General features: G+C 72.6%; 21 protein-coding genes. 9 read left to right on the top strand and 12 right to left on the bottom strand.

Annotation, left to right across the window (positions count from 1 at the left end):
• Positions 1-1290: 1290 nt before the first annotated feature.
• The 8 genes from H7H31_RS03060 to H7H31_RS03025 form a co-directional block, all read right to left on the bottom strand.
• Complete coding sequence (locus tag H7H31_RS03060; RefSeq protein ID WP_176165173.1) at positions 1291-1449, bottom strand: DUF6760 family protein; 159 nt, start codon at positions 1447-1449, stop codon at positions 1291-1293.
• Positions 1446-1943 carry a zinc-ribbon domain-containing protein gene (locus H7H31_RS03055; RefSeq protein WP_187061124.1) on the bottom strand — a complete coding sequence of 166 codons (498 nt, stop codon included), beginning with the start codon at positions 1941-1943 and terminating at the stop codon, positions 1446-1448. The genes H7H31_RS03060 and H7H31_RS03055 overlap by 4 nt, the downstream gene beginning before the upstream one ends.
• Entirely contained in the window at positions 1940-2380 is a 441-nt protein-coding gene (locus H7H31_RS03050) for a phage tail protein (protein WP_176165175.1), read from the bottom strand. Before H7H31_RS03050 ends, H7H31_RS03055 begins: the two co-directional genes overlap by 4 nt.
• 31 nt (positions 2381-2411) lie before the next feature.
• Positions 2412-3965, bottom strand: coding sequence for a phage tail sheath family protein (locus H7H31_RS03045; protein WP_187061123.1), 1554 nt, complete (start codon positions 3963-3965; stop codon positions 2412-2414).
• A 229-nt stretch (positions 3966-4194) separates the two neighbouring features.
• Positions 4195-6279, bottom strand: coding sequence for an ATP-binding protein (locus H7H31_RS03040; RefSeq protein ID WP_232109656.1), 2085 nt, complete (start codon positions 6277-6279; stop codon positions 4195-4197).
• Entirely contained in the window at positions 6276-6983 is a 708-nt protein-coding gene (locus H7H31_RS03035) for a DUF4255 domain-containing protein (protein ID WP_187061122.1), read from the bottom strand. The genes H7H31_RS03040 and H7H31_RS03035 overlap by 4 nt, the downstream gene beginning before the upstream one ends.
• Positions 6980-10276 carry a hypothetical protein gene (locus H7H31_RS03030; protein WP_332112617.1) on the bottom strand — a complete coding sequence of 1099 codons (3297 nt, stop codon included), beginning with the start codon at positions 10274-10276 and terminating at the stop codon, positions 6980-6982. The genes H7H31_RS03035 and H7H31_RS03030 overlap by 4 nt, the downstream gene beginning before the upstream one ends.
• A gap of 165 nt (positions 10277-10441) precedes the next feature.
• Entirely contained in the window at positions 10442-11176 is a 735-nt protein-coding gene (locus H7H31_RS03025) for a helix-turn-helix transcriptional regulator (protein ID WP_232109655.1), read from the bottom strand.
• Positions 11177-11460: 284 nt separating this feature from the next.
• Here H7H31_RS03025 and H7H31_RS03020 point away from each other — a divergent pair, with 284 nt between their 5' ends.
• Complete coding sequence (locus H7H31_RS03020; RefSeq protein WP_187060438.1) at positions 11461-12789, top strand: COG1470 family protein; 1329 nt, start codon at positions 11461-11463, stop codon at positions 12787-12789.
• Positions 12790-13174: 385 nt separating this feature from the next.
• Here H7H31_RS03020 and H7H31_RS03015 read toward each other — a convergent pair whose 3' ends face one another.
• The gene (locus tag H7H31_RS03015) at positions 13175-14164 is read right to left on the bottom strand and encodes a hypothetical protein (RefSeq protein ID WP_187060437.1); all 990 of its coding nucleotides are present in this window, start codon (positions 14162-14164) and stop codon (positions 13175-13177) included.
• A gap of 341 nt (positions 14165-14505) precedes the next feature.
• Between H7H31_RS03015 and H7H31_RS03010 the strand changes: the two genes are divergently transcribed.
• Both H7H31_RS03010 and H7H31_RS03005 read left to right on the top strand, forming a co-directional pair.
• Positions 14506-15018 carry a hypothetical protein gene (locus H7H31_RS03010; RefSeq protein WP_187060436.1) on the top strand — a complete coding sequence of 171 codons (513 nt, stop codon included), beginning with the start codon at positions 14506-14508 and terminating at the stop codon, positions 15016-15018.
• Between the two features lie 458 nt (positions 15019-15476).
• A complete protein-coding gene (locus H7H31_RS03005; protein WP_187060435.1) occupies positions 15477-16037 on the top strand; it encodes a hemerythrin domain-containing protein in 561 nt (186 codons plus the stop codon).
• Between the two features lie 406 nt (positions 16038-16443).
• Here H7H31_RS03005 and H7H31_RS03000 read toward each other — a convergent pair whose 3' ends face one another.
• Complete coding sequence (locus tag H7H31_RS03000; protein ID WP_187064695.1) at positions 16444-17163, bottom strand: GAF and ANTAR domain-containing protein; 720 nt, start codon at positions 17161-17163, stop codon at positions 16444-16446.
• A gap of 1305 nt (positions 17164-18468) precedes the next feature.
• Here H7H31_RS03000 and H7H31_RS02995 point away from each other — a divergent pair.
• From H7H31_RS02995 to H7H31_RS02970, 6 genes are all read left to right on the top strand, one after another.
• A complete protein-coding gene (locus tag H7H31_RS02995) occupies positions 18469-18801 on the top strand; it encodes a helix-turn-helix domain-containing protein (protein ID WP_187064694.1) in 333 nt (110 codons plus the stop codon).
• Positions 18802-18855: 54 nt separating this feature from the next.
• A complete protein-coding gene (gene trhA, locus H7H31_RS02990; RefSeq protein ID WP_187064693.1) occupies positions 18856-19638 on the top strand; it encodes a PAQR family membrane homeostasis protein TrhA in 783 nt (260 codons plus the stop codon).
• A gap of 331 nt (positions 19639-19969) precedes the next feature.
• Positions 19970-20173, top strand: coding sequence for a cold-shock protein (locus tag H7H31_RS02985; RefSeq protein WP_187064692.1), 204 nt, complete (start codon positions 19970-19972; stop codon positions 20171-20173).
• Positions 20174-20506: 333 nt separating this feature from the next.
• The gene (locus H7H31_RS02980) at positions 20507-22021 is read left to right on the top strand and encodes a DEAD/DEAH box helicase (RefSeq protein WP_187064691.1); all 1515 of its coding nucleotides are present in this window, start codon (positions 20507-20509) and stop codon (positions 22019-22021) included.
• 46 nt (positions 22022-22067) lie between these two features.
• Positions 22068-22478, top strand: coding sequence for a CBS domain-containing protein (locus H7H31_RS02975; protein WP_187064690.1), 411 nt, complete (start codon positions 22068-22070; stop codon positions 22476-22478).
• Between the two features lie 49 nt (positions 22479-22527).
• Complete coding sequence (locus H7H31_RS02970; protein ID WP_187064689.1) at positions 22528-22839, top strand: SCO5918 family protein; 312 nt, start codon at positions 22528-22530, stop codon at positions 22837-22839.
• A 108-nt stretch (positions 22840-22947) separates the two neighbouring features.
• Here the strand turns inward: H7H31_RS02970 and H7H31_RS02965 are convergent, their stop codons facing one another.
• Together H7H31_RS02965 and H7H31_RS02960 are read right to left on the bottom strand one after the other, a co-directional pair.
• Positions 22948-23307 (bottom strand): hypothetical protein, encoded by a 360-nt coding sequence (locus H7H31_RS02965; RefSeq protein ID WP_187064688.1) that lies wholly within the window; start codon positions 23305-23307, stop codon positions 22948-22950.
• Positions 23308-23668: 361 nt separating this feature from the next.
• Complete coding sequence (locus H7H31_RS02960; protein ID WP_187064687.1) at positions 23669-24037, bottom strand: YciI family protein; 369 nt, start codon at positions 24035-24037, stop codon at positions 23669-23671.
• Between the last annotated feature and the right edge of the window lie 41 nt (positions 24038-24078).

Below are 24078 nucleotides of genomic sequence, written 5' to 3'. Positions count from 1 at the left end.
ACGTACGAGGGGAAAGTGCGGGAGCGCGGGCCGGGGGGCCGGTTCGGCCGACGCGGGCACCGCGCCGTCCCCGCCCGGCGCCACGGCCCGTTGGGGGGTGCCCGGCGCGGTGGTGCCGCGCGCCGGTATCGGCCGTTCGGACACGAGGCCGCGCGCCGGAGGCAACGGAGACGCCGGGGCCGGCCCGCCCCGGGGACCTCCGCCACCGACCGGTTCGGTGGACGCGGGAGTCGGCGGGGACGCGTCACCGCCCGGGGTCCCGGCACCCCCGACAGCGCCAGCAACCGGGACACCACGTGCGGGTACACCGCCGCCCGCGCCGGAGCGCGCCGACGCGGCACCTTCTCCCGCCGAGTCGGCGGCCGGGCCGGCCGGCGGCGCGCCGCTCGGGCCCGCCGGGCCATGGCCCCGGCCGGCCCGGCCGGCGCGCGAGCCGCCACCCGCCGTCGATCGCGCGACGACGGGGCCCACCCCGCCCTGGCCGCCCGCGCCCCGTTCGCCCGCGCCGGCCGACGAACCGCCACCCGACGCACCCACCACTGGGCCCGCGCCGAGCGCGGCCGAGCCCGAGCCGGTCAGGCCAACTCCGGGGCCGGTCGGCTCCGGGCCGGGCGTCGCCGAGCCGGAGCCTGGGGTGGTCGGGCCTGAACGTGGGGTGGCCGGGCCCGTCGCGCGACCGGAGGCGGCACGGCGTTGGACGGCGCCCCCGGTCGAGAGTGCGCCGGGGCCGGCACGGTGGCCACTGCCGGCGGCGTCGCGCGAGCCCCGCGCTGTGGCCTGTCGCCGGGCCCCGTCGCCCCGCTGTCGGTTCGCGCCCGACGCGCGCGGCGGCCGGCCGCCCGCGGTCTCGGCCGGTCCGTCCTCGGTGGCGTCGGCGGGCGGGAGCGCGGAGCGCAGCAGGAGCGGGCCGCCGCCGCTGTGGGAGGCGGGCGCCGCTGGCGCGCCGATGACCCCGCGCACGAGGCCGGACGGGGCGGCGGAGTCGATGGCGTGCGAGAGGCCGGTGTCGAACAGGGGGTTGCGCCAGGCCGCCAGTGTCGACCGGAAGACCAGGCCGTCACCGACGGCCAACGGCGAGCGGGAGATGGTGAGTCGCGCGGCCTCGGTGTGCCGCCAGCCGCCGTCCCAGCCGGCCGGCACGGCGGGCGTCCGCACAGCGCCGGCGTCCTGCCCAGCGACGCCCTGCCCAGCGACGCCCTGCGCCGGGGCGACCGTCTCGGGCAGCCGCGTGTCCGGTGCGCCGCCTCCCCCGGCCGGGCGCCTGCGCCACCTGTCCCGCCATGCCATGCCTCAACCGCCTTCGTTCACCCGGGTGTTGATCTGCGCGATCTCGGCCACCCACTGCTGACGTTCGCCGTGGGGCAGGTCGAGGATCTCCTCGCGCGGCCAGTGGAAGTGGTAGGCGATGTACGCGATCTCCTCCCGTAGCCGGGGGAGGGCGTACGTCACGATTCCCCCAGGCGCCCACCCGAGAGGTCGACCTCGAAGCCGCCCTCGCAGTGCGGGCAGGTCACCGCCGCGCGCGTGTGTCCCTCGCTGTTGACGCGCCGGTAGAAGTCCTGGAGGAACGCGATGTCGGTCGCGTACATCCGTTCCACGATGCCGGCGTGCACGTCGGTGATCGCGCCGATCCGGGTGATCACCTGGCTGAGCAGCACCACGCTCAGGTACGCCGGGTTCTCCTTGACCCGCAGGTCGATCTGGGGGCGTAGCTCGTCGCGGGCCGTGGCCAGCCGCATCGCGCCGTGCCGGTGCACCGTCCCCGCCTCGTCCAGGTACCCGCGCGGCAGCTCGAACTCGAACTCCGTGCGCCACGCCTGCTCCTGGACGGCTCCGGGCACGGCGGCCGGCGGCCCGGGCGCCTGCTCGTCCGCCTTCGCCACGGGCGCCGTGGCCTGGAGGATCTCCTCCAGGTTGCCCGCTGTGACCGTACGGCGCCTCATTCGACGACGATCTCCTCGAACACGATGGTCACGGTCTCGGTGGCGGCCGACGACTCGCCCGCCTTCAGCGAGGGGCCCTCCCATTTGGACGCCCAGCCCTGCATGAGCTGGATGCGCCGGACGGTCTCGCCGGTGGAGTCCTTGATCTCGATGGTGAGGTTCTGCCGCGCGGTGTCGACGGCGCCGTTGTTGAGCGTCTCCTTGATCCAGGTGGTGAACTCGCTGCTCTTGTCGAGCCCCCGGGTGATGGTGATCTCGCCGGCCTGGCGGGCGCCGGGCTGCTTGCGGATGATCTGCTTGCCCTCCGCGCTGACCTGCCGGACCTCGACGACCTCCTCCTCGACGTTCAGCCCGCTGATCTCCTGGATCGATTCGACCAGGTAGCCGCCGAGCTGCACGCCGAAGATATGGGTGGAAAGAGCATCGCCCTCTGCCATGACTGTGTGTCCCCTCTTTCCTGTGTCCTGATCACTCGTCGATCAGGCTCGTGCTGTCGGAGAACTGGGCCAGCCGGAAGACCACGAACTCGGCCGGCTTGACGGGGGCCACGCCGATCTCGCAGACCACGCGCCCCTGGTCGATGGACTCCTGCGGGTTGTTGTCGCGGTCGCACTTGACGTAGAAGGCCTCCGCGGCCGTGCGTCCGAACAGCGCGCCCCGACGCCACTCCTCGGAGAGGAACGCGCTGATGTTGCGGCGGATGCTCGACCACAGCCGGTCGTCGTTGGGCTCGAAGACCACCCACTGGGTGCCCAGCAGGATGGACTCCTCCAGGTAGTTGAACAGGCGGCGCACGTTCAGGTAGCGCCAGGCCGGGTCGGAGGAGAGGGTGCGCGCGCCCCACACGCGGATGCCACGGCCGGGGAAGGCACGCACGCAGTTCACGCCGATCGGGTTCAGCAGGTCCTGTTCGCCCTTGCTGAGCCGCAGCTCCAGGTCGGTCGCGCCACGGATGACCTCGTTGGCCGGGGCCTTGTGCACGCCGCGCTCGGCGTCGCTACGGGCCCACAGGCCGGCGATGTGGCCGCTGGGCGGCACCGTGGCGTTGCGACCGGCGGCCGGGTCGAAGACCCGCACCCACGGGTAGTAGAGCGTCGCGAAGCGGGAGTCGTAGCCGGCCTCGTCCTTGCGCCAGGCGCGCATCTGCTGGGCGGTCAGGCCGGGCGGCGAGTCGAGGAGGGCCACCCGGTCGCCCATCTGCTCGCAGTGCGAGATGACGGCGAGCTGGACCGTGCGCAGGCCCTCGGCGTCGATGTCGCCGCGTTGGTAGGCGCTCATCAGGTCCGGCACGGCGACCATGGTGATCTCGTCGATGGACTCCAGACCGGCGAAACCGGTGCGGGCCTCGGAATCCCCCAGGTACTCGGCCGCGTCCAACCGCGCGACCCCGCCCGGCGCGGTGGGCGGGGCCGCCGGGGCGTCGGGCACCGCCACCGTCTGCGCCACGGGCCGGCTCTGCGTCGCCCCGCGCTGCTCGGTGACCTCGATCAGCTTCGAGGCCCGGGTCTGGTTGAGGAGGTAGCCCTTCACGTTCTTGCGGGTGGACGCCTCGTACGTCTCGACCACCTGGCCGCCCTGCCGGACCAGCACCTTGAACCGGTCGTCGGGCGGGTTCTCCCCGTCGGGGTCGGCGACCTCCACGGACACGCCGCTCACCCCGGGCCGGGCCGCGACCAGGAAGCCACCGAACTCCACCGTCGCCCCCTGGGCCGGCTGCGGCGCGCTCTGCTCCCCGGCCGGCGCCGACGTGTCGGTGGCGGAGCCGCCGATGCGCACGATGTACGCGGCGCCGCCGCCGTTGGAGAAGAAGCCGTGCACCGCGTGCGGCAGGTAGGCGCCCCGGGTGAAGCCGCCGAACTGCTGGCTGTACTGCTCCCAGTTGGTGACGAGGGTCGGGGTGTGGAAGGGCCCGTTCTCGGCGAAGCCGACGAACGCGGCGACGGCGGTGCCGACCCCCTCGATCGGGCGAGCGCCGGATTGCACCTCCTCCACGTACACGCCTGGGGTGAGGTACGTCGGCATGCTCGCTCCTTCACGCTGGGGGACGGGGGCCACGGACTCGGGGCCCGGGCGGTCGCAGGCACAGCTTTCCGCCCGCCACCACCGGTGCCAGCGGACCGCGGGCCCTGCCCGGGGGCAGAGGCCCTGCCCGCGCGGCCGCCGCCGCCGCGCGGCGCGTGCAGCCACCGTGGCGCACGGGGCGCGCGAGGGCGGCGAACGGACCGTACGGAACCGGCGTGAGCGGGCCGGCTCAGCGCCCGTTCGCCTCGGCCAGGTAGGGCCCGAACTCGCTCTCCAGCACCAGCCGGCCGAGCTTGCGGTACTCGCGGGCGACCGCCGTCACCACCTGGCCCATGGTCAGTCGGGTGCCCGACGCGGCGGACAGGTACGCGGCCGTCACCGCGCAGGCCCGGATCGAGCCCCCGGACAGTTCGAAGCGGTCCGCGCAGAAGCCGAGGTCCAGATCGCCGTCGCGCGGCACCCGGCCGTTCAGGCACCGCTCCCACAGGGCCAGCCGCTGGGCCCGGTCCGGCACCGGGAACTCCGCCACGATGTCCAGGCGCCGGGTGAACGCCTCGTCCACGTTGGCCCGCAGGTTGGTCGTCAGGATGGCGATGCCGTCGAACGACTCCATGCGCTGGAGCAGGTACGCCGACTCGATGTTCGCGTGCCGGTCGTGGGCGTCCTTGACCTCCGAACGCTTGCCGAAGATCGCGTCGGCCTCGTCGAACAACAGCACCGCGTTGACCGCCGACGCCTCGGTGAAGATCCGCTCCAGGTTCTTCTCGGTCTCCCCGACGTACTTGTCGACCACCGTGGACAGGTCCACCACGTACAGGTCCATGCCCAGATCGGCGGCCACGACCTCGGCGGACATGGTCTTGCCGGTACCCGAAGGGCCCGCGAACAGCGCGATCACGCCGTGCCCGCGACCGCCGCCGGGCCGCATCCCCCACTGCCCGAGGACCTGGTCGCGGTGGCGGGCCCGTACGGCCAGCTCGCGCAGCTCGTGCCGGGTGCGCGCGGGCAACACCAGGTCGTCCCAGCCCACGGCGGGCGCCACGCGGCGGGCGAGGCGGGCGAGCCCCGCGCCGTTCTGCGCCCGCACGGCGTCCCGCAGGTCGCCGGGGCCCACGGGCCGCCCGGCGAGCGCGGCCGTCCGCACGGCCGCGCCGGCGGCCCGCCGCAACTGGCCGGAGTCCAGGCGGTGCGCGGCCACCGCCCGGGCCAGCGCGTCGGCTTCCGGCACCGCCGCGCCACCGGCCCGCCCCAGCGCGTGCCGCCACCGCGCCACCTGCTGCTCGGGCGAGGCGGCCGGGACGGCCAGGGTGACCGGCGTGGCGGTCGCCCACACCGGGTCCCAGGCGTTCGACCCGTACGTGAACAACGGGACGCCGGCAGCCGCCGCGCACAGCGCGCGCAACGCGCGGGCCCGCTCGGACGGCTGGTCCGGCAGCGCCTCCAGCGGCCCCAGGACGATCCCGGCGCCGGTCAGCCGCGCCTCGCGGGCCGCGACCGCCGCGGTGCCGGCCAGCTCGCCCGGCCGCTGGGCCAGCGCCGCCGCGTCCAGCACCAGCGAGCGGCGCCCGGCCTCGCGCAGGGCCGCACCCGCCAGGCCCTCGGGGGCACCGCCCTGGGCCCACAGGTGCACGTGCCCGGTCCCGGTGCCCGCGGCGGCGATGGCCGCCCGGACCAGGGCGGGGTCGGCCGCCGGGTCGGCGCCGCCCTCGCCCAGTACGGGAAGCAGGCTCGCGTCCGGCGTGCCGTCGCCGAGCAGGTGGGCGGTGATCCGGTCGGGCACGGTCACCACGCGCGACAGCGGCGGGCGCTCCGGCTCCACGACGTCCAACAGCCCACCGGCGCGCAGGGGAGCGCCCGCGGCCAGCCGGAACCGGCCCGGGGACATCCCGCTGTGCCCGCACAGTTCCAGCGCGAGGCCCACGGTGGGCCGACGGCGCGTCAGGTCGTCGTTGAGGTAGCCGTAGAGCTGTTCGAACCGGGCGTCCAGGTCCGGCGCCACGGCGACCAGCAGCAGGTCCACGTCCAGCGGGGAGAGGCCGAAGTCCCGCGCGAGGAGGTCGAGCACCGAGCCGGGCGGCGGGGCCGAGGCCGGCAGCGCGGGCAGCCCGAAGCGGTCAGCGGGCGCGTCGAGCACGCGGGCGACCGCCTCGGGAGAGAGGTACTGGCCCCGGTAGGGGTCCTGCGGATCGGGGTCGCTGGCGTACCTGGCCGCCACCGCCGTGCGCACCCGCTCCTCGACCAGCCGCAGCCGTCGCCACAGGAACGGCGCGCTGTCCTCCCCGGGCGGGGACGCCGGCTCCACGGTGTACGTCACGGCTGGCGGCCCCCTCGTCGCCGTCGGCGCGCGGGCGTCGCCGGCCGCTCCCGTGGCGCGCCGAAACCCTCCGCGCCCGCGTCGCCGACCCCCTCGTAACGTAGCCGGCGCGCGGGCTCCGGGTCTCGCGGGTCGGCCTCCGGCGCGGCCCGCACGACCAGCCCTTCGGTGACGGGCGGCGCGGCGGCCAGGTGTGGGCCCCGCAGCGGTGCCCGCACCCGCACCTCCAACGACGGTCGCAGCTCCCCGCCGAGCGCCGACCACACGTCGGAGGCGGCCGGCGCGTCGGGGTCGCCGCCCACCAGGTCGAGACCGACCGCGAGGCCCAGCTCGGCGAGCGTGCCGGTCAGCAGCCGCGCCGGAAGCGTGTCCGCCGCCGTGACCGTGGTCAACACCTGAGCTAGCAACCGGTGTTCGTCCTGCGAGCGGCTGGCCCAGGCGGTGACCAGGTACGTCAGGTCGAACCAGCGCGCGGGCGCGCGGCGCGCGACGACCAGCCCGTCCGCGTCGTACACCTCGCCGCCGCCGGTGCCGCGCCGCGAGCCGTCCTCGCGGATGTCGTGCAGGAACACGCAGACGGTCGGGGCGCTGCGCCGCGCCGCCCAGTCGCGGGTGGGCGCGTCGAAGACGACCTCCACGCCCGACGCCGCGAACCCGGACTCGTCGAGCAGGCGGTTCAGCGCCTCGTCGACTTCGTGGATCATCGGCGGATCACCTCGTCGGGCGGCTGGATGCTGCCGTAGATCACGAGGAAGTCCGTCCGCGCCGGCGAGAAGCCGGGACCGCTCGCGGTGATGGTCCGCGGGCCCGTCTGGTCCTTGGCCAGGATGAGGAGTTGGCCGATGAAGGTGCCGTTGGCCTTGGGGATCGTCGGGGCCGCCGCCGCGGTGATGCCCGGCTTCCACCGGAAGCGCACCGGCACGCCGGGCGGGAAGTCCCTGCCGCGCACCGAGGTCACGAAGCCGGGCTTGCCGACGGCGGGCACCGCGATGATGCGCGGTCGCAGGATGCGCAGCCGCTCGCGGTCACTGTTGTCACCGAGGTCGGCGTCCGTGCCGGTCGTCGTCAGCTCCCCGGTGACCTGGGTGGTGAGCGCCTTCCTGGGACTCAGGACGATCTGGAGCACGGTGCGCGCGCCGGGCGTCAGGTCGGGCAGCGCGCACCGCCAGTCGGCGTCGCAGCCGGGGGGCGGTCCGTTGTTCGGCACGCCCGCGGGCAGGCCGATGCGCAGGCGCAACCCGGTGGCCAGTGCCTGGCGGCCGTTGCGCACGGTGTACGTGACCACGACCCGACCACCGACGTAACCCGGGTTGGGCTGCGCCCTGACGCTGACGGCCGGCCCGGCCCTGGGCGCGGGCGGCTCCACCGGCGGCGGCGGAGGAGGGGGCGGCGGCGGCGACGGCGGGGGCGGAGGCTGCTGCGTGGGCGGTGGCGGCGGTGGCGGCGGAGGCGGCGCCGGTGTGGACGGCGGCGGCGTGCTGGGCGGCGCCGTGGTCGGGGTGGGGGTCGGCGGGGTGGGGGTGGGTGTGGGTGTCGGGGTGGGCGTGGGGGTGGGTTCGGGCGGCACGGGGGCCTCGCGTACCGGGATCAGGGTCCGGTCGGCGTTGTCGCTCGGGTTCGCGTCGAGGACGGCGCCGGTCACCGACCAGTCGACCGGCTGATGCCCGGGCGCGACCCCGGCCAGGGACACGGTCACCGGCACGGCGTCGCCGGGCCTCACCACGCCCAGGTCGCAGGTGAGGGTCGCGGCGTCGCAGGAGCGGCCGGGCGCGCTGAGGCCGGTCAGGCGCACCCCGCCGGCCGGCGCGACGGTCAGCCGGGTGCCGGGGGACGCGGCGGGGCCGTGGTTGACGACGTCGACCTGGAACGTACGGGTGCGGCCGACGGTGACCTCGGGGGTGGCGTCGGGCGCCCGCACCGCGAGGTCCACCGACCGCTGCACGGTCGGCTCCTTCTGACGACCGGGCAGCCCGTCGGTGAGCGAGGTCACCTCGCCCGACTCGATGTCGAGTAGCCGCAGCTTCTCCGGACTGTAGGCGGGCGAGTCGGCGCGCGAGCTGAAGACCAGGTTCTCGCCGTCGGCCGTCCACGCGGCGTCCCGGGGCTGGAAGGGGCCGGTGACGCTCGTGTCGGGCAGCGGTCGCTCGCAGGCGCCCGGCTGGTCACGCACGCTGGCGGGCAACAGCACCCGGCAGTCGTCGCCCGTCACGGAGGTGAGCAGGAGGCCGTCGTGTTCGTTGTCGCTACCGCTGACGTCCTTGCGGTTGAAGACGATGGTCGTGCCGTCCGGCGAGAACGCCGGGCTGTCGTCGATGACCGCGCAGGGGTCGGGGCACACGGTGGCGCTCAGGTCACGCTGCTGGTCCAGGGCGTTCACCGGCACCGTCCAGATGTGCTTGCTGCCCTTGTCGCTGTCGGTGGCGTGCGTACGGGTGAAGGCCAGCGTGGCGCCGTCGGGTGACCAGGTGGGTTGGGCGTCCTGTTGTGATGCGTCGGGCGGGGTGATCGTGTGGCGGATCGCGCCGGTCGCCGCGTCCGCGATCAGGACGCGACTCGCGGTCCTGCCGCCGGTGCCGTCCGGGGACGTGCGGGAGAAGGCGAGGGACGTGCCGTCGGGGGAGAACGTGGGATCGGTGTCCCAGCCGTAGTCACCCCGGCCCGCGAGCTCAAGGGGCCGGGCGTGGGAACCGTCGGCACCGGCGATCAGTATCCGCTCGGCTCGCTCGTTCTTCTCGCCCTTGAACTGGGTGAACGCGATCTGCCGGCCGTCGGGCGTGTAGTTCTGCCGTTCGAACCACGGGTGGTACTGGGGTCTGGGCTGGAAGAGTGGGTCCTCACCCGACCCGTAGGGACCGTCCGCCCGTGGGTCCTCCGTGAGGACGTCCTGGCCCAGGTCGCGCGGGTCGGAGCCGTCCATGCGGATGTCCTGGAGCCCGGCCGTGTGCTTGGTGACCGCGGTGGTGCGGTCGACCACGACCTTCCGGCCGGCGAGCGGTTCCAGCCAGGTGGCCGTCCCGACCTCGCGGTCCTCGTCCAGGACCAGCTCCGGTTCGGCGGGCTGATGGTCGATATCGGGAATCTTGTAGACGTGTTCCCACTCGGTCTTGCAGACGCACGACTTCTCAGGGCTGATGAAGAGAAACCCCTCCCCGTCGGGCAACCACGCTGCCCCGCGGGCCTGCCAACCGTCCTCGTCGTCGAACAGCAGCAGATCGCCACCGCCCCCGCTCTCGGTGGTCCAGCGCAGTCGAGGGCCCTCCGAGCCGGTGGCGGTATAGGCGATTTTGCTCCGGTGCGCGCCGTTGACCACCGGGTTCCAGGCGAGTTCGCTGGCCGTCCCGTTCGCCGGGTCAGTGACGCGCTGGGCGGCGCCGCCCGCCAGCGGACGTACGTAGGCTTGCCGGCCCACGAGCGGGTCCGCGTCACTGGTGTACGCCAGCCGCTGCCCGTCCGGTGAGACGGTCGGCCACTCCTCGTTCGCCGGGGTGTCGGTCAGCCGGGTCAGGCCGCTCCCGTCGGCGCGCACCAGCCACAGGTCACGCTGCCTGCGGTCGCCGGGCCCAGCGGACTCCGCCGAGTCGAAGACGACCGCCTGCCCGTCCGGTGTCAGCCGTGGATGCGCGGCGTCGTGGCCGCTGGTGAGCCGGCGCACCGACCCGTCGGCCGCCCGCAGGTAGACCTGGGGCCGCCGCTCGTCCCGACGACTCACAAAGACCAACTGGTCGCCCAGGGCGTTGGGTTGGACGTCGTAGTGGGCGATCCCCACATCGAACAGCGGACTGCTCTTCTTGTTGTCATCCTCCTTGCCCAGGCTCCGGTGCCGGGTCCCGGCGTACGCGACGCGCGTGTCGGGCGCGTCGGCCGGCCGCACCGTGACCTCGTCCGCGACCGGCCGGTTGGCCGCCGTTACTCCCAGCAGGGGAGCCATCAGCAACAACGCCAGGCCGATGCTCCTCCAGCGATGCCGCCAACCGCCCGTGCTACCCGTGCCCCTCACGGCCCACCTCACTGTCCCCACGCCGGCTCTGCGCATACGGCCACCAGCCTGCGGCCCGCCCCGGGAGGCGGGGCAGGGCCGCGGGGCCGAAGCCGGGGGAAGAGACCGGTGTGTTCGAGGGCAGCGCGCGCACGGCGGCGGCCGGTCGGGGCACGGGCGGGTGGGTCAGATCAGGCCCTTGCGCAGCGCGTAGCCGACGGCGTGGGCGCGGTTGCGCACCTGGAGACGCGTGATGACCTCGTGCAGCACGTTCTTCACGGTCCGCTCCGAGTAGGCCGTCTTGCGGGCGATCTCCCGGGTGTCGAGCCCCTCCGACACCAGGCGCAGCATCTCCGCCTCGCGGGCCGTCAGGGTCGACAGGGACACGGCCTGCGGGTCGAGCGACGAACTCTGCAGGCCACCCACGTGGGTGAGCAGCTTGGCCAGCAGGTCACCGGGGAGCACGCCCTCGCCGTTGGCTATCGCCGACACCAGGCGTATCAACTTGTCCTGGTCGGCCTCGGCGCGCCGCAGCACCGCCGCGACCCCGAGGTTGAGCGTGCGTTGCAGGGCGTCCCCCGACTCGAAGGTGCCGACCACGACCCCGGTGCGGGTGGCGGAGTTGTGCCGCAGTCTCTTGAGGAGGGTGGACGTCTCGTCGTCCACCACGTCCACGACCACCAGGGACACGCGCGCGGTGTCGAGGTGGGCGTCGGTGACGAGTTCGATCTCGGGGCGGTGTCGTAACTGCTGGACCGTCCCCACGTAGAGGATGGGGTCCGGGGCGTAGACGGCGACGCTGACGCGCTCGGAGCTGACCGTGTGGGCGGGCCAGCGCGCGGGCTGGCCAGCCGCCCGGTCGGGTTCCTGGCGCACCGTGGTGAACGCGGCGGCGGGGCTGATCATCTGGGTCGATGGCATGGGCAGGCACCTGTTCCATGAGACATGCGGGCACGGGCAGGAGTTGCGGGTGGTGCGACGGAGCGACACGGCCGCCGGCCGGGGCGCGATCGCGGCGGCGATCGGTCGGCGGCGGTCGGGAAAGGGAGCCGGAGGGAGCTTCCGAAGGCACCGCTACTGTCCGCGGCCTTGCCCTCGGGCCCCTCGTGGCGGTCGGCGGGGCGTCTTAGCGTCGAGGTGTGACGTCTCCAACAGCCTCCCCCAGTCCAGGTGCAGCCGGTCTCGACATCCCCGAAGTGTCGGTGATGCCCGGTGGCACCGCGTCCACCACACTGACCGTTCGCAACGACAGCGACATCGTCGAGGCGTACACCTTGGAGATCGTGGGTGACTGCGCCGCCTGGTCCACCGCGGAGCCGGCGCGCGTCTCGCTCTACCCGGGCACCTCCGAGACGGTGACGATCCACCTGGCACCACCGCGCTCCTCCGAGGTGCGCGCGGGCGCCTACCCGCTGGCGGTACGGGTGTTGCCCACCGAACACCCCGAGGCGGTACGGGTCCCCGAGACCACCGTCCGCGTCGAGGAGTTCCGGCACCTGCGCGCCGAGGTGGCCCCGCGCCGCCGCCGTGGCTGGTTGCGCGGCCGGTACCAACTGGCCGTGCGCAACGAGGGCAACACCCCGGTACGGGTGGGCTTCACGCCCGACCAACCGGGCGAGGAACTCGCCTTCGACTTCCGGCCGACGACGCGGGAGCTGGCCCCGGGCGAGGCCGCGCACGTGGGCCTGCGGGTCCGTACGGGCAAGCCGGTGTGGTTCGGTGAACCCGTGGTCTGGCCCTTCACGGTGGTCGTCGCCGAGTCCGCGACGACCGGCGACGGGCAGGACCGACAGGACGAGCTGGGCCCGGCGGCCGTCCAACCGTCGCTGGACGTGGAGTTCGTCCAGATCCCGATCTTCCCGAAGTGGCTGCTCGCCGTGTTGGCGGCCCTCCTCGCCCTGATCCTGGCCTGGCTCCTGCTCGTGCGCCCCACCGTGCGCAGTGCGGCCAAGGACGCGGCCAACGACGTCGTGCGCCCTCGGCCGACGCCCGGACCGAGCGTGCCCGGCCAGGACGAACAGGGGGCCGGCGGCGGCGCGGACCAGCGGCCCGGGGGCGGTACGGACGCCCAGCCCGGCGGGGGCACGGACACCCAGCCCGGTGGCGAGAAGGGTCCCGGGGCCGGCGGCGAGAACGGTGGCGACGGCAAGGCCAGGGGCGGTGACACGACCGGCGGCAAGGAACAGCATTCGGCCACGCTCGACGTGGAGGCGCCCGCGGGCGCGGTGGGTGCCACCCCGTACAAGGTGGAGAAGGGCAAGATGTTCGAGGTCACCGACATCGTCGTCTCCAACTACCAGGGCGACGAGGGGGTGTTGACCATCCACTTCGGTAACCGCAAGATCACGACGATCGCACTGGAGACCTTCCGCAACCTGGACTACCACTGGGTCACTCCCATCCGGATCACCGAGAACGCCACCGTGCGGGCCCAGATAACCTGCGCGAAGCCGGGCACGCCGGCGACGGGACAACGGGCGCAGGGGTGCCACGAGGTCGTCAACGTCAGCGGTCTGCTCAGTGACTACAGGTGAACTGGGCGCCCCGACCATGGCCGGGGCGCACGGTCGGCTTGCACACGTGGGGCCGCCCTACCGCGTACGGAACTGGATTCTCACGCCATTCGCCCGAATAGTTCTCTCCAGTAGCGAATATTCCGGGATAGCTGCTCAGAATGCCCCGGCTCGATAGCGAGTGGTGGCATTCGGTAACCGAGAAGATTTGGTCTGACATTGGTACCACCCGCGAAGGCGGGGCGGGCGCCGGGTCGATGTGTGCGGCAGGTACTTGCCAGGAAAGCCGCGACATACCGCCTTGCCGTTCTGCCGCGACCTTCGCGGAGCGCACCCTGTTCGGTTGGCGAGACGGCTGCCGTTCTGGCTGCCCCACCGCGGGATCGCGTGGCGCCGTCCGTCTTCTTCAGGACATCAGGTCGAGGAGGGCCCGGCCGCGCGGCGTGTGGTGCAGCCGGACCTCGCGGCCCCGGCGCCGGCGGGTGAGGAGGCCCGCGGACTCCAGGAAGCGGCAGTGGTAGGTCGCGGAACCGGAGGAGAGGGCCGTGGCGATCTCACCCACGGTCGGGGTGTGCGCGGCCAGGCGCAGGATGGCCGCCCGCGCGGGCCCGAGCAGGATGGACAGGGAGTCGGCGGCGGGCTGGACAGGCTGGCCGCCCGGGATCAGCGCGAGCCCGGGCGCGGGGTAGGACAGACGCGTTCCCGCGGAACCGTCCGAACTGATCGAGTAGGTGGCGCTGCCACAGACGAGCGGAGCGAGCACCAGGCCCTGGCCTGCCTCGCGGCAAGGCGTCCGCGCGGTGTGCAGGGGCGGGCAGTACAGCGTGTCGTGCTCCACACGCCAGCACGGGTTGGCCAGTCCGGCGAGCACGACATCGAGCGTACCGGTCACCGTCGCGGTGCCGACGCGTTCGGTCTCCCGCCACAGCAGGGGCTGCGCCCGCTGCCAGACGACCGCGTAAGCCTCCCAGATGGCGGAGAAGACCCGTGCGAAGGCCGCGAGGTAGGGAGCGGGACGCTCGATGACGCGGGCCCACTCGGCCGCCGGGGCGGGCGACGACTCGTACCAACCGCGTGCCTGCTCGCTCACCTCCGAGAGGTCCTGCTCACGGAGTCGCTCCAGGCCGCTGGGCAGATCGGGTCCGGCGAGCGGGGCGAAGCAGTCGGGGAACCCGTAGCGCTCCAACAGGGGGGTCAGCCGGTTCATGTCGTCGGCCGGGATCGCTGATCGGACGGCCTGACGAAGCGTGGGCGGAACTCCTTGCCCCGGCATGCCCAGCGCGTCGATCAACAGGCAGAACAGGCTGGTTCCCGGGTGATGGGTCACGGACACCCGAAGCGAGTGGAGTGGTTCGAGCGCGACGGCGGCCGACGGCTGGAGCACGGTTCCCCCCACCTGCGGATGATCCACCCAGAATCCCATGTGCGCGAGAGCCGGGTGAGGGAGATTCCGGTCATGCGTCCGCGCCGAGTCAACGTGGTTGATCCATCAATGGGTTAAGAGAATTTCAGAAGATTGGCGGCGGCTCATGAGCCTGCTGGGATGTGCCTCGCCAAGGGACCGCGCTCACCCGGCGAAAAGTGCCCACCGGCCCGACCTCCAGCCCGGTCGGCGGGCCGTCGGGGCCTCGGCACGACGCGGGCCCGGGGCGCCCGCCACCCCGAAGACAACAGACCGGGCGGGGGCGGCGGAACGCATCCGCTCGATATCCACTCGACACAAAGGATCTCCTCAACATGCGCCGAATCAAGGCCGCTTCTCTCGCCACCCTGGCCGTGGCGTCAGTGCTGCTCGTCTCCACGCCCCCCGCCATGGCGGACGCCACGCCCACACGAACGGCCAACGCCACCTCGGCCGACACCGCGGCGTCGGCGACCCCCACGGTCAGCCTCGACCGCTACCTCTCCAGAACCGACCACCGCAGCACGGTCTGGGGCGCTCCCGCCGGCTACCGCCTCGAAGGAAGCCTGGGCGGCCTGTACACGGCGCCGGTCCAGGGCACCCACGCGCTCTACTCGTGCGCGGACCGAGGCGACCACTACGTGAGCACCCGGGCCGACTGCGAGGGCCCGGGCTACACCTTCGTCGGCCGCCTCGGCTGGGCCTACAGCACGCCCCCGGCCGGCGTGGCCACGCTGCCGCTGTACCGCTGTCTGACGCGCTCCGACCGTCAGCACTTCGAGACCAACGACGTCAACTGCGAGGGGCAGATCTCCGAGGGCCTGATCGGACACACCGTGCTGGGCTGATGCCCCGTTCCCCGCCGACATCCGCGGCAACACCGGGCTGCCGGCGGCTGAGGGACGGCCCGCCGGTGCTCACCAGAGGCCGGGCAGCGCCGTGAGGGGGGACTCTCCCACACGGGGTTGTCCGGCCGGGCCGTGCTGTGCGGCTCAGCGGCTGGCGTGGCTGCTGGACGAGCCAACGCGCTCGGCCCAACAGGCCCTGCCCGGCGTACGGCTGTGGGCGGGGAACGCGGACTGCCCCCTCCGTATCCGGTGCTCCGCCATCCGCTGGACACGGCCGGCTGCGCGCCAGGCGGCCGTGGAATGTGCCACCGGGGCCAACGGGAGCGCTGGGCGATGGCCGCTGGACGGGGCTGGAGAAGACCACCCACTGCCTGCCGCGATTCCTTTCCCGTTTGTACGCGTGGAAGCGTGGATACACGGTCGAGGCAACCCGGTCACCACCCGAGAGAGGAATGCACGTGGGCCACGGCGGAGACGTCATCGCGGAATTGACCACCGACCACCAGGAGGTCGAGGAGTTCTTCGGGAAGATCCAGGCCCTGCCGTCGGGAGACGAGCGGCGCAAGAAGTACGCGGAGAAGGCGGTGATTGAGCTGGTGCGCCACTCGGTGGCCGAGGAGGCGTATCTGTACCCGGCCGTGCGCGAATTCCTGCCGGACGGGGACGCGGTCGCCGACAAGGAGATCGAGGACCACGCCAAGGCCGAGCGAATCATGAAGGAACTCGAAGGCGCCGACGCCGACGATTCCCGGTTCGACCGGCTCGTGGACGATCTCATGACGGAGATTCGCGCACACGTGCGGGACGAGGAGGACCACCTCTTTCCCCGGCTGCGGACGGCGGCTTCCGCGGAGGAACTGGCCAAGCTGGGCGACAAGGTGCGCCAGGCCAAGAAGACGGCGCCGACCCGCCCTCACCCCTCGGCCCCCGACACGCCGCCTGCCAACAAACTGCTGGCCCCCGGCGCGGGCATGGTGGACCGCCTCCGGGACGCCCTGACGGGCCGTGGCAAGGACTGACACCACACGCACTCCCCGGGCGCCCGCCGCACCCCCTCAGCCCCACGGCTGACACGAGGCCGCCCGACTGGCCGCCTCGCGCACCTGCCACGATCACCCGCCCCCGGCCGGCGCAGAGGCGCTCCCCACGACGCGGCCCGCGCGGACGACTCGGCCAGCGCGGCGGTGAGAGCGGCTTCGGCCGTATCGCCGCGGTGACGCATGGCCTGGGCGTCGACGCGCGGGCCGGCCGTGCTTGTCGGACCGACCCGCGAGTTCCCGGTGAGGAGACTTCGGTTTCCCTCACCTCACGGGCCTCTGCGGCCCCGGGGAACGAGGGAGCCGTAGTGGGCGCTGGGACAGGGGGACGTTCTGGCGGCGGTGGTCGCGGCAGGCGGCTGCGGCGAGGTTGGCGGCAGTGGGCCGGTCAGGGCCGGGGCCGCAGCCCGCCGTCCTGAGGTGGTCGGCCGCCGACGCTGGTGACCAGGTCGCGGCACAGGTCGCGAAGCTTGATGTTGCGGGTCTGCGAAGCGCCGCGCAGGATGCCGAACGCCTTTTCCGCGTCGCAGCGCTGCTGACCCATGATGATTCCGATGGCCTGGTCGATGATGCTGCGCGAGCGCATCGCCGTCTCCAGATCGTTCGCGAACTCCTGGGCGTCGGCGATCCGTTGCGCCAGCGCGATCGCACCGGTGGCCTGCGCGGCGATCAACCGCAGCCCGGTGAGGTCCGTTTCGGCGAAGCTGTCCGGCTTGGGCGAGTAGAGGTTGAGCGCGCCGGCCGTGTGGGTGTGCGCGGCGATCGGCAGCGAGAGCGAGGAGCGGGTCCCGCACGCGACGGCGTGGGCGGGATAGGGGTCCCACCGCTGCTCACCCAGCATGTCGGTGACCATGAACTCCTCACCGTTACGCAGGGCTTGCAGACAGGGGCCGTCGTCCAGGCCGTACTGCTTCTCGTCCAGGTCGCGAGCGCTGCGTCCCGCGCTGGCCACCGTCAGGAACCGGCCCTCGCGGCTCAGGGTGATGCCACAGCCGTCCGCTGCGGGCGTACGGGCCAGCGCGTGGTCGGCCAGGGTGTCCAGAAACCCTTCCAGGGAGTCGGTCTCCAGAAGGAAATCGGTCACATGCAGGTCGTCGTCGTGTGCCATGGAAAAAGCCCCTCGCGCAGGTCTTACGGGCCTGCCGTCGGCATCGGTCAGAATGTGCGGCGCCAGGGGCCACGGCCCAGACCGGAGGGGAATCTCCCGGCGTCAGCGGTCGCCCTGGCCCGCGAAGGAGCCGGCGGGGGCGGCCACACCTCCAGCATCGCACGCACGTTCGCCACACCGCACCCGCTTCCAGCCGCGCCGGCCCCGGTGACGCAGGTCGTCACGCTGAGGCCGAACCGAACGTCGGCACCGCCCCTCGCGTGGTGAAGCCCCGGCACCCGCTCTCGCGCCACTGACCAACGGTGACGCGAGAGCGGAGAAGCTCCCCGCGGGGGCGGCCCCCGACGGCTGTCTCCACGCCGCCCTCCTCCTGGACGTGGACCCCGGCCGCTGCCTCGCCCACGGTGACACCGACGCCGGCATCGCGGCAGCCGCTGCCGCGCGGGCATGGACGTGATCACATCAGCCGCCGGCCCTGGCGGTGCATCCGGAGGGCAGGTGGGCGCATCCGGTAGGGAGTCCCGGCTGGAGCGAGACCGCCGCGCAGTCGCCCCGCGATCGATGCCGACTACCCGTGCCTCCGGGTCGCGAAAATCTATGCCGGCTGGAGTAGACATTGGGCGGTGGCGTGGCTATGGTTTTTCTCGTAGCCAAGGAAGTCAGCAGGGCCCGGCAGAGACGAACTGCCGGGCGGTAGTGCCCGCAGTTGCAGCTCGCAAGACGGTGCGGCGGTGGAGTTTCGAAGCCGGAGTGGTTGCAGGATGGCGACGGGACTGACGGCCGGACCGGGTGGCCCGCGGTGATCAGGGGCCGCCGTGAGCAGTACCCGCGGTTCACGCGGGAGCAGTACCCAGCAGCGAAGGTGAGCAGCACCTCGGTGAAGGCGTCGGCTGCGGACGCGCGCGCCGGGAGGTTCGGCAGTGGGGTTCCAAGCCAGAGCAGACGCAGGACGGGCAACGGGGCTGGCTGCCGGAGAGTGGTGCTGACACAGGCCACTGAGCAGTGTGCAGGACAGCAGTACCAGGTGTAGGCAAGTGATCGATCCCAGAGGGAAGAACGGAGGGACGAGGCGCCATCAGGATCGCCCGGGCGGAGACTTGAGCCCGGGTACCGCAGGACATCGATAGTGAGGTGGTCTCCGGTCAAGCAACCGCGATCCCCGCGACCCCGACAGAATTCAGTTCGGGTGAGCGGAAACAGAAGGCCGGCGTAGTACCAGGGCCGGCAGATGGTGTAGTTGTTCCTTCGGGGCCCGGGTGCCGTGTGGCACTCGGGCCCCTCCACGCGTTCCGCGAAGAGGTGTACATGACAGCAAATGACTCGTTCGACCGTCTCGATGACGACGACTATCCCGCCTACACGATAGGCCGGGCCGCCGAACTGCTCGGCACCACGCAGGGCTTCCTCCGCGCCGTCGGTGAGGCCCGCCTCATCACCCCGCTCCGCTCCGAGGGCGGCCACCGCCGCTACTCCCGCTACCAACTGCGCATCGCCGCCCGGGCCCGGGAACTCGTCGACCAGGGCACGCCCATCGAGGCCGCTTGCCGCATCGTCATCCTCGAAGACCAGCTCGAAGAGGCCCGACGTATCAACGCCGAGCACCGCCGCACCGCCTCCCAGTCCGCGACCGGCGACTGACCCGGTCGCGGCAACCTTTCGACATCCTTCGCGTCCCGATTTCTGGATGAGTACATGACTGCTGAAGACGCCCGTCCGGTGGCGCACAGCCGCCAACCCGAGCACCGCTCCGGCGCCGACCGCCTTCTCGAGGTCGACTCGCCGCCCGACCCACCCGACCGGCGGGCAGGCGCCGTCGCCCCGGATGACGCCCTTCGGCGCGCGGCGGCTGTGCTGAAACCGAGGATGCGGGGCTGGTTGCACGCCGGGGTGTTCCCCCTCGCGCTGGCCGGCGGCATCGTCCTGATCGCCCTGGCCCGCTCGGCGGCGGCGGTCGCCGCCTGCTCGGTGTACGCGCTCTCGGCCTGCCTGTTGTTCGGCACCAGCGCGCTCTACCACCGCGGGACATGGGGTCCGCGCGGGGAGGCCGTCCTGCGGCGGCTGGACCACGCGAACATCTTTCTGATCATCGCCGGCACGTACACGCCCCTGGCGGTCATGCTGTTGCCCGAGGGGCAGCAGCGGGTTCTGCTGTCCCTGGTCTGGGGCGGAGCCACGGCCGGCATCACCTTCCGCGTCTTCTGGATCAACGCCCCGCGCTGGCTCTACACCCTGTGCTACATCGCCCTGGGCTGGGCCGCCGTCTTCTACCTACCCGACTTCGCGCGCGCCGGCGGCGCCGCCGTGGTCGCGCTCATCATCGCCGGCGGTCTCCTCTACACCGCGGGCGCGGCCGTGTACGGCCTCAAGCGCCCTGACCCCTCACCCAACTGGTTCGGCTTTCACGAGGTCTTCCACTCGCTCACCATCGCCGCGTTCTCCGCGCACTACACGGCCATCTTCCTGGGAGCTACCTGACCAGCGACGGCCAAGCCCGCCGCGCGCCGTGAAAGAAGTTCACCGCGGTACTCGCCTATCTGTCGCGGCCGAATGAGGTTTTGGCGTACCGCGTGCGGAGCGTTTCTCTCGGCGTTGGCAGAGTGCGCTCAGCAATCGGACGAACGCGTTTCTGGCGTGCTACTGTCGTTCTCAGTTGCAGTTGTGGTTCCCAAAACTTCGACGCTTACCTCGGCATTTAGCCGTGGCAAGCGTCTTGTATTTCCGGTTTTCTCCGGGCGGGGCATCATCGCGGCGACCCGGTGTCCGTGAATCGCGGATACCGGCGTACTGCCCCACAAGGAGATATGACATGGCGTCTGGCACCGTGAAGTGGTTCAACGCGGCCAAGGGTTTCGGCTTCATCGAGCAGGACGGTGGCGGCCCCGACGTGTTCGCCCACTTCTCGAACATCGCCGCCCAGGGCTTCCGTGAGCTGGCCGAGGGACAGAAGGTCACCTTCGACGTCGCTGCGGGCCAGAAGGGCCCGACGGCCGAGAACATCGTTCCCGCCTAACGCTGACGCGTAGTAGCTGGGGCCCGCATCCCTCGGGGTGCGGGCCCCAGCTACGAGCATTTCCCTCGGTCACACCAGCCGTGGGACAGAAGCGCCCCAGATCTTCTCCCGTGACGCCCGCCTTTTCCGGGCCGCGCCCGTCGACGTCCGGGATTCTGACGCCCGTACGACGTCCCCACCGCAGCTCCCGCACCGCGCCCCGGATTCATCGCACGGCGGCTGCGCTTTCGCTTTCATTTTCGCATTCCATTTCGGCCCGTTCTTGTGATTCCCAGCGCTGTTCTTCCGCTGCGGGAATGCCTTGATACGAGCCGTATCGAGGAAGGTTCCCACATGAACCCCACACGCACGAACGGCCGCACCTCCCGTCCCCGTCGCTCCGGCGGCCCCGCCTTCGGCTCCAGCGCCGGTTCGAGCCGGGGCGGTCGCTTCGGCTCACCCGCCCCGAGCCGTTCAGGGGGCCCGAGCCGCTCCGGCGGCCACGGTCGGCGGCCCGCCGCGCCCACGGGCGAGTTCGCCCTGCCGAAGACGATCACTCCCGCGCTTCCCGCGGTCGAGTCCTTCGCCGACCTCGACATGCCCGCCCCACTGCTGGCCGCGCTGACCGCGCAGGGCATGAGCGTCCCGTTCCCGATCCAGGGCGCGACCCTGCCCAACACCCTCGCGGGCCGCGACGCCCTGGGACGCGGGCGCACCGGATCCGGCAAGACCCTCGCCTTCGGCCTGGCCCTGCTGGCCCGCACCGCCGGCCAGCGCGCCGAGCCCCGCCAGCCGCTGGCCCTGGTCCTCGTCCCGACGCGCGAGCTGGCCCAGCAGGTGACCGACGCGCTCACCCCCTACGCCCGCGCCGTGAAGCTGCGCCTGGCCACCGTCGTCGGCGGCATGCCGATCGGCCGACAGGCCAACGCGCTGCGGGGCGGCGCCGAGGTCGTCGTCGCCACGCCGGGTCGGCTCAAGGACCTCATCGACCGTGGTGACTGCCGGCTGAACCAGGTCGCGATCACCGTCCTGGACGAGGCCGACCAGATGGCCGACATGGGCTTCATGCCCCAGGTCACCGCGCTCCTGAACCAGGTGCGCCCCGAGGGCCAGCGGATGCTGTTCTCCGCCACCCTCGACCGCAACGTCGACCTGCTGGTCCGCCGGTACCTCACCGACCCGGTCGTCCACTCCGTCGACCCGTCCGCCGGCGCGGTCACCACGATGGAGCACCACGTGCTGCACGTACACGGCGCGGACAAGAACCGTACGACCACCGAGATCGCGGCCCGCGACGGCCGGGTGATCATGTTCCTGGACACCAAGCGCGCCGTGGACAAGCTCACCGACCACCTGCTGGCCAGCGGTGTCCGCGCCGCCGCCCTGCACGGCGGGAAGGCGCAGTCGCAGCGCACCCGGACGCTGACCCAGTTCAAGACCGGACACGTCACCGTGCTCGTCGCCACGAACGTCGCCGCCCGTGGCATCCACGTCGACAACCTCGACCTGGTCGTCAACATCGACCCGCCGACCGACCACAAGGACTACCTCCACCGCGGTGGCCGTACCGCGCGGGCCGGCGCGTCGGGCAAGGTCGTCACCCTGGTCACCCCCGATCAGCGCCGCGGCATGAGCCGTCTCATGGCCTCCGCCGGGATCGTGCCCCAGACCACCCAGGTCCGCCTCGGTGAAGAGGCCCTGAGCCAGATCACCGGCGCCCAGGCGCCCTCCGGCATCCCCGTCACGATCACCGCGCCGGTGGCCGAGCGGCGCAAGCGCGGCGCGGCCTCACGCGGGCGGCGCAGCCCCGCCTCGGCTGCCCTGCGCAGGACCACGCGGCAGACCTCCTTCGACGCCGCGGCGGCCTGACGACCCCGTGATCAGGAAACTGACCTACCACTGCAGGAGGCACCTTTTGACGCTGGTTCGTTCGCGGTCCCGCTCGACAGAGGTCGCCCCCGCGCACGGGACCGTGGCAGACGCCGTGGACACCGGCGTACCGCGGGTCTGTGACGACATGACCGTCGAAGTCGCGCTGTCCGTCATGGCCGGCGCCCGCACCGGGCACCTGGTCGTCTGCGACGACGACGGCCCGCGCACCCAACAGGTCACCCTGGGCCAGCTCACCGCGGTCCGCGACAGTCCCGCGTACACGGACCGGCTCCAACTGCGCGACATCCTCGACGGCGGTGAGCCGTCCAGTTCCCCCGCCGTGCCCACGACCGCCGAGGCCGGGCACGCGGCGCCGGGCCGCCGGCTCGCGGCACCGCCGGTCGTCGAAGACCAGGACAACGCGCGGGGCACCCTCGCCCTTGCCGCCCACTGAACCACCTCACCACCGTAGGACCATCCCCTTCCTCTCCCTGTGAGGCACCATGCGCTGCGTCATCGCCCGCTTTCCGTTCCACCTCACCAAGGGTGGCGTCCTGGAGACCATGAGGGGCGTCAAGCCCGAACCGGTCATCGGCGAATCCGTGATCATCGGCCGCCGCACCTACCCGGCCAAGCAGGTCGGGCAGGTCATCACGCGCCAGGACCGCCGCGACTTCACCGCCGGTGAGGTTGTCCGGGCCATGACCCAGCTCGGCTTCACCTGCCCCGACCCCCACCAGACCGCCGCGCCCCAGCGCGTCCCCGGCCCGCTCCAGCAGGCTTCCGCGCTGCTCGGCACCCCGGCCGCCGTCTGATCGACGGGCAGGCGAGAGCCGCCACAGAACGACAGTGAGGGTCCGACCGGCAGATGCCGGTCGGACCCTCGTCCCGTTGCCGCGTGGTTCGTCAGCGCGGCGTCGTGTTCACTGGTCGGAGTAGCTGAAGTCGCCCACGGTCCAAGCGCTGACGTCTTCGATCGCCACGCGGTACATCCCGCCCGTCTCCGGGATGCCCACCGTGCCCTGCAGAATGCGCGCCACATGGAAATGCAGATGCGTGGGCGCCTTCTCCTCACCCTTCGTGGCGGTGAAGGCGGCGGAGAATTGACTGAGCTGGGCCGAGTCCGCCAGGACCTCGGACACCCGCTGCCTCCAGACAGTTTCGGGAGCCAGTCGACCCGTGATGACAGCACCACCGGTGACCACGGTCAGAGTCATCTGGTTGCTGCGCTCGGACTCCACCAAGGTCGCGACATCGACAAGCAGTTCGTCAGGCTTCGACATGGGAAGCGATTCTAATCAACGCCGCTCGGTCCGCCTAAGCGGTGGCGCGGTTGCGTCACACAGGTCGAAACGCGGGGGAGGGGGCGACCCGAATCCCGAAGCGTGCGATGCCCCGGCGCGGCGGCGCCGGGGCCTGGCCCGTATCGGCTCGGCCAGGGCCCCGGCAGCGCGGCGCGTGGCGCCGCCGCCCGCCCGGAGGAACGCGGCTCGGCGCGTACGCCCCGTGTCTCCGGCGCCGGCTGGGACGCCGTGCGGCCCCGGGCGTGGGGCCGGGCCGCACGTCACCGCCGGCGTCGGTCGCCGCGTCGGGCGTCGGGCGTCGGGCGTCGGGAGAAGCGAGGATGGTGCCCGGCGTGGATCGTCAGGCGCCGGGTTCCTCCTGGAGGGCACGCACCTCGACCTTGCTGCGCAGCGCCCGCGAGCCCTGCTTGGCCCATTCGATCGCGACGTCGTCGTTCTCGGCCTCGATGATCCAGAAGCCACCGAGGTACTCATCGGCCTTGACGAACGGGCCCGGTGTGAGGACAGGGCTGTCTCCGGAGTAGTCCACCGTGGTCGCGCTCGACGGCGGCTGCAGGCCGCCGGCGGTCACGAACGCGCCCGCTTCCTGCACGGCGGTGTTGAACGCACCGACCGCGGCCATGATCTCCTGCAGCTCCGCGGGGTCCATGCTCTCCATCGTCGGCTCCTCGGCGGAGTCGTGCGGGAGGCTCAGGAAGTACTTCGTCATGGTCGTCTCCTCGTCGTAGGGCCCTCGGCCGACGGCCGCTG

The organism is Streptomyces buecherae (genome assembly GCF_014295035.1).
Taxonomy (GTDB): domain Bacteria; phylum Actinomycetota; class Actinomycetes; order Streptomycetales; family Streptomycetaceae; genus Streptomyces; species Streptomyces youssoufiensis.
This window is presented reverse-complemented; position numbering and strand designations above follow the sequence as displayed.

Bases quoted from the DNA above. Each gene is read 5' to 3' on its own strand.
- H7H31_RS03055 (WP_187061124.1), bottom strand. From the start codon at position 1,943: ATGAGGCGCCGTACGGTCACAGCGGGCAACCTGGAGGAGATCCTCCAG.
- H7H31_RS03050 (WP_176165175.1), bottom strand. From the start codon at position 2,380: ATGGCAGAGGGCGATGCTCTTTCCACCCATATCTTCGGCGTGCAGCTC.
- H7H31_RS03045 (WP_187061123.1), bottom strand. From the start codon at position 3,965: ATGCCGACGTACCTCACCCCAGGCGTGTACGTGGAGGAGGTGCAATCC.
- H7H31_RS03035 (WP_187061122.1), bottom strand. From the start codon at position 6,983: ATGATCCACGAAGTCGACGAGGCGCTGAACCGCCTGCTCGACGAGTCC.
- H7H31_RS03025 (WP_232109655.1), bottom strand. From the start codon at position 11,176: ATGCCATCGACCCAGATGATCAGCCCCGCCGCCGCGTTCACCACGGTG.
- H7H31_RS03020 (WP_187060438.1), top strand. From the start codon at position 11,461: ATGCCCGGTGGCACCGCGTCCACCACACTGACCGTTCGCAACGACAGC.
- H7H31_RS03010 (WP_187060436.1), top strand. From the start codon at position 14,506: ATGCGCCGAATCAAGGCCGCTTCTCTCGCCACCCTGGCCGTGGCGTCA.
- H7H31_RS03000 (WP_187064695.1), bottom strand. From the start codon at position 17,163: ATGGCACACGACGACGACCTGCATGTGACCGATTTCCTTCTGGAGACC.
- H7H31_RS02995 (WP_187064694.1), top strand. From the start codon at position 18,469: ATGACAGCAAATGACTCGTTCGACCGTCTCGATGACGACGACTATCCC.
- trhA (WP_187064693.1), top strand. From the start codon at position 18,856: ATGACTGCTGAAGACGCCCGTCCGGTGGCGCACAGCCGCCAACCCGAG.
- H7H31_RS02985 (WP_187064692.1), top strand. From the start codon at position 19,970: ATGGCGTCTGGCACCGTGAAGTGGTTCAACGCGGCCAAGGGTTTCGGC.
- H7H31_RS02980 (WP_187064691.1), top strand. From the start codon at position 20,507: ATGAACCCCACACGCACGAACGGCCGCACCTCCCGTCCCCGTCGCTCC.
- H7H31_RS02970 (WP_187064689.1), top strand. From the start codon at position 22,528: ATGCGCTGCGTCATCGCCCGCTTTCCGTTCCACCTCACCAAGGGTGGC.
- H7H31_RS02965 (WP_187064688.1), bottom strand. From the start codon at position 23,307: ATGTCGAAGCCTGACGAACTGCTTGTCGATGTCGCGACCTTGGTGGAG.
- H7H31_RS02960 (WP_187064687.1), bottom strand. From the start codon at position 24,037: ATGACGAAGTACTTCCTGAGCCTCCCGCACGACTCCGCCGAGGAGCCG.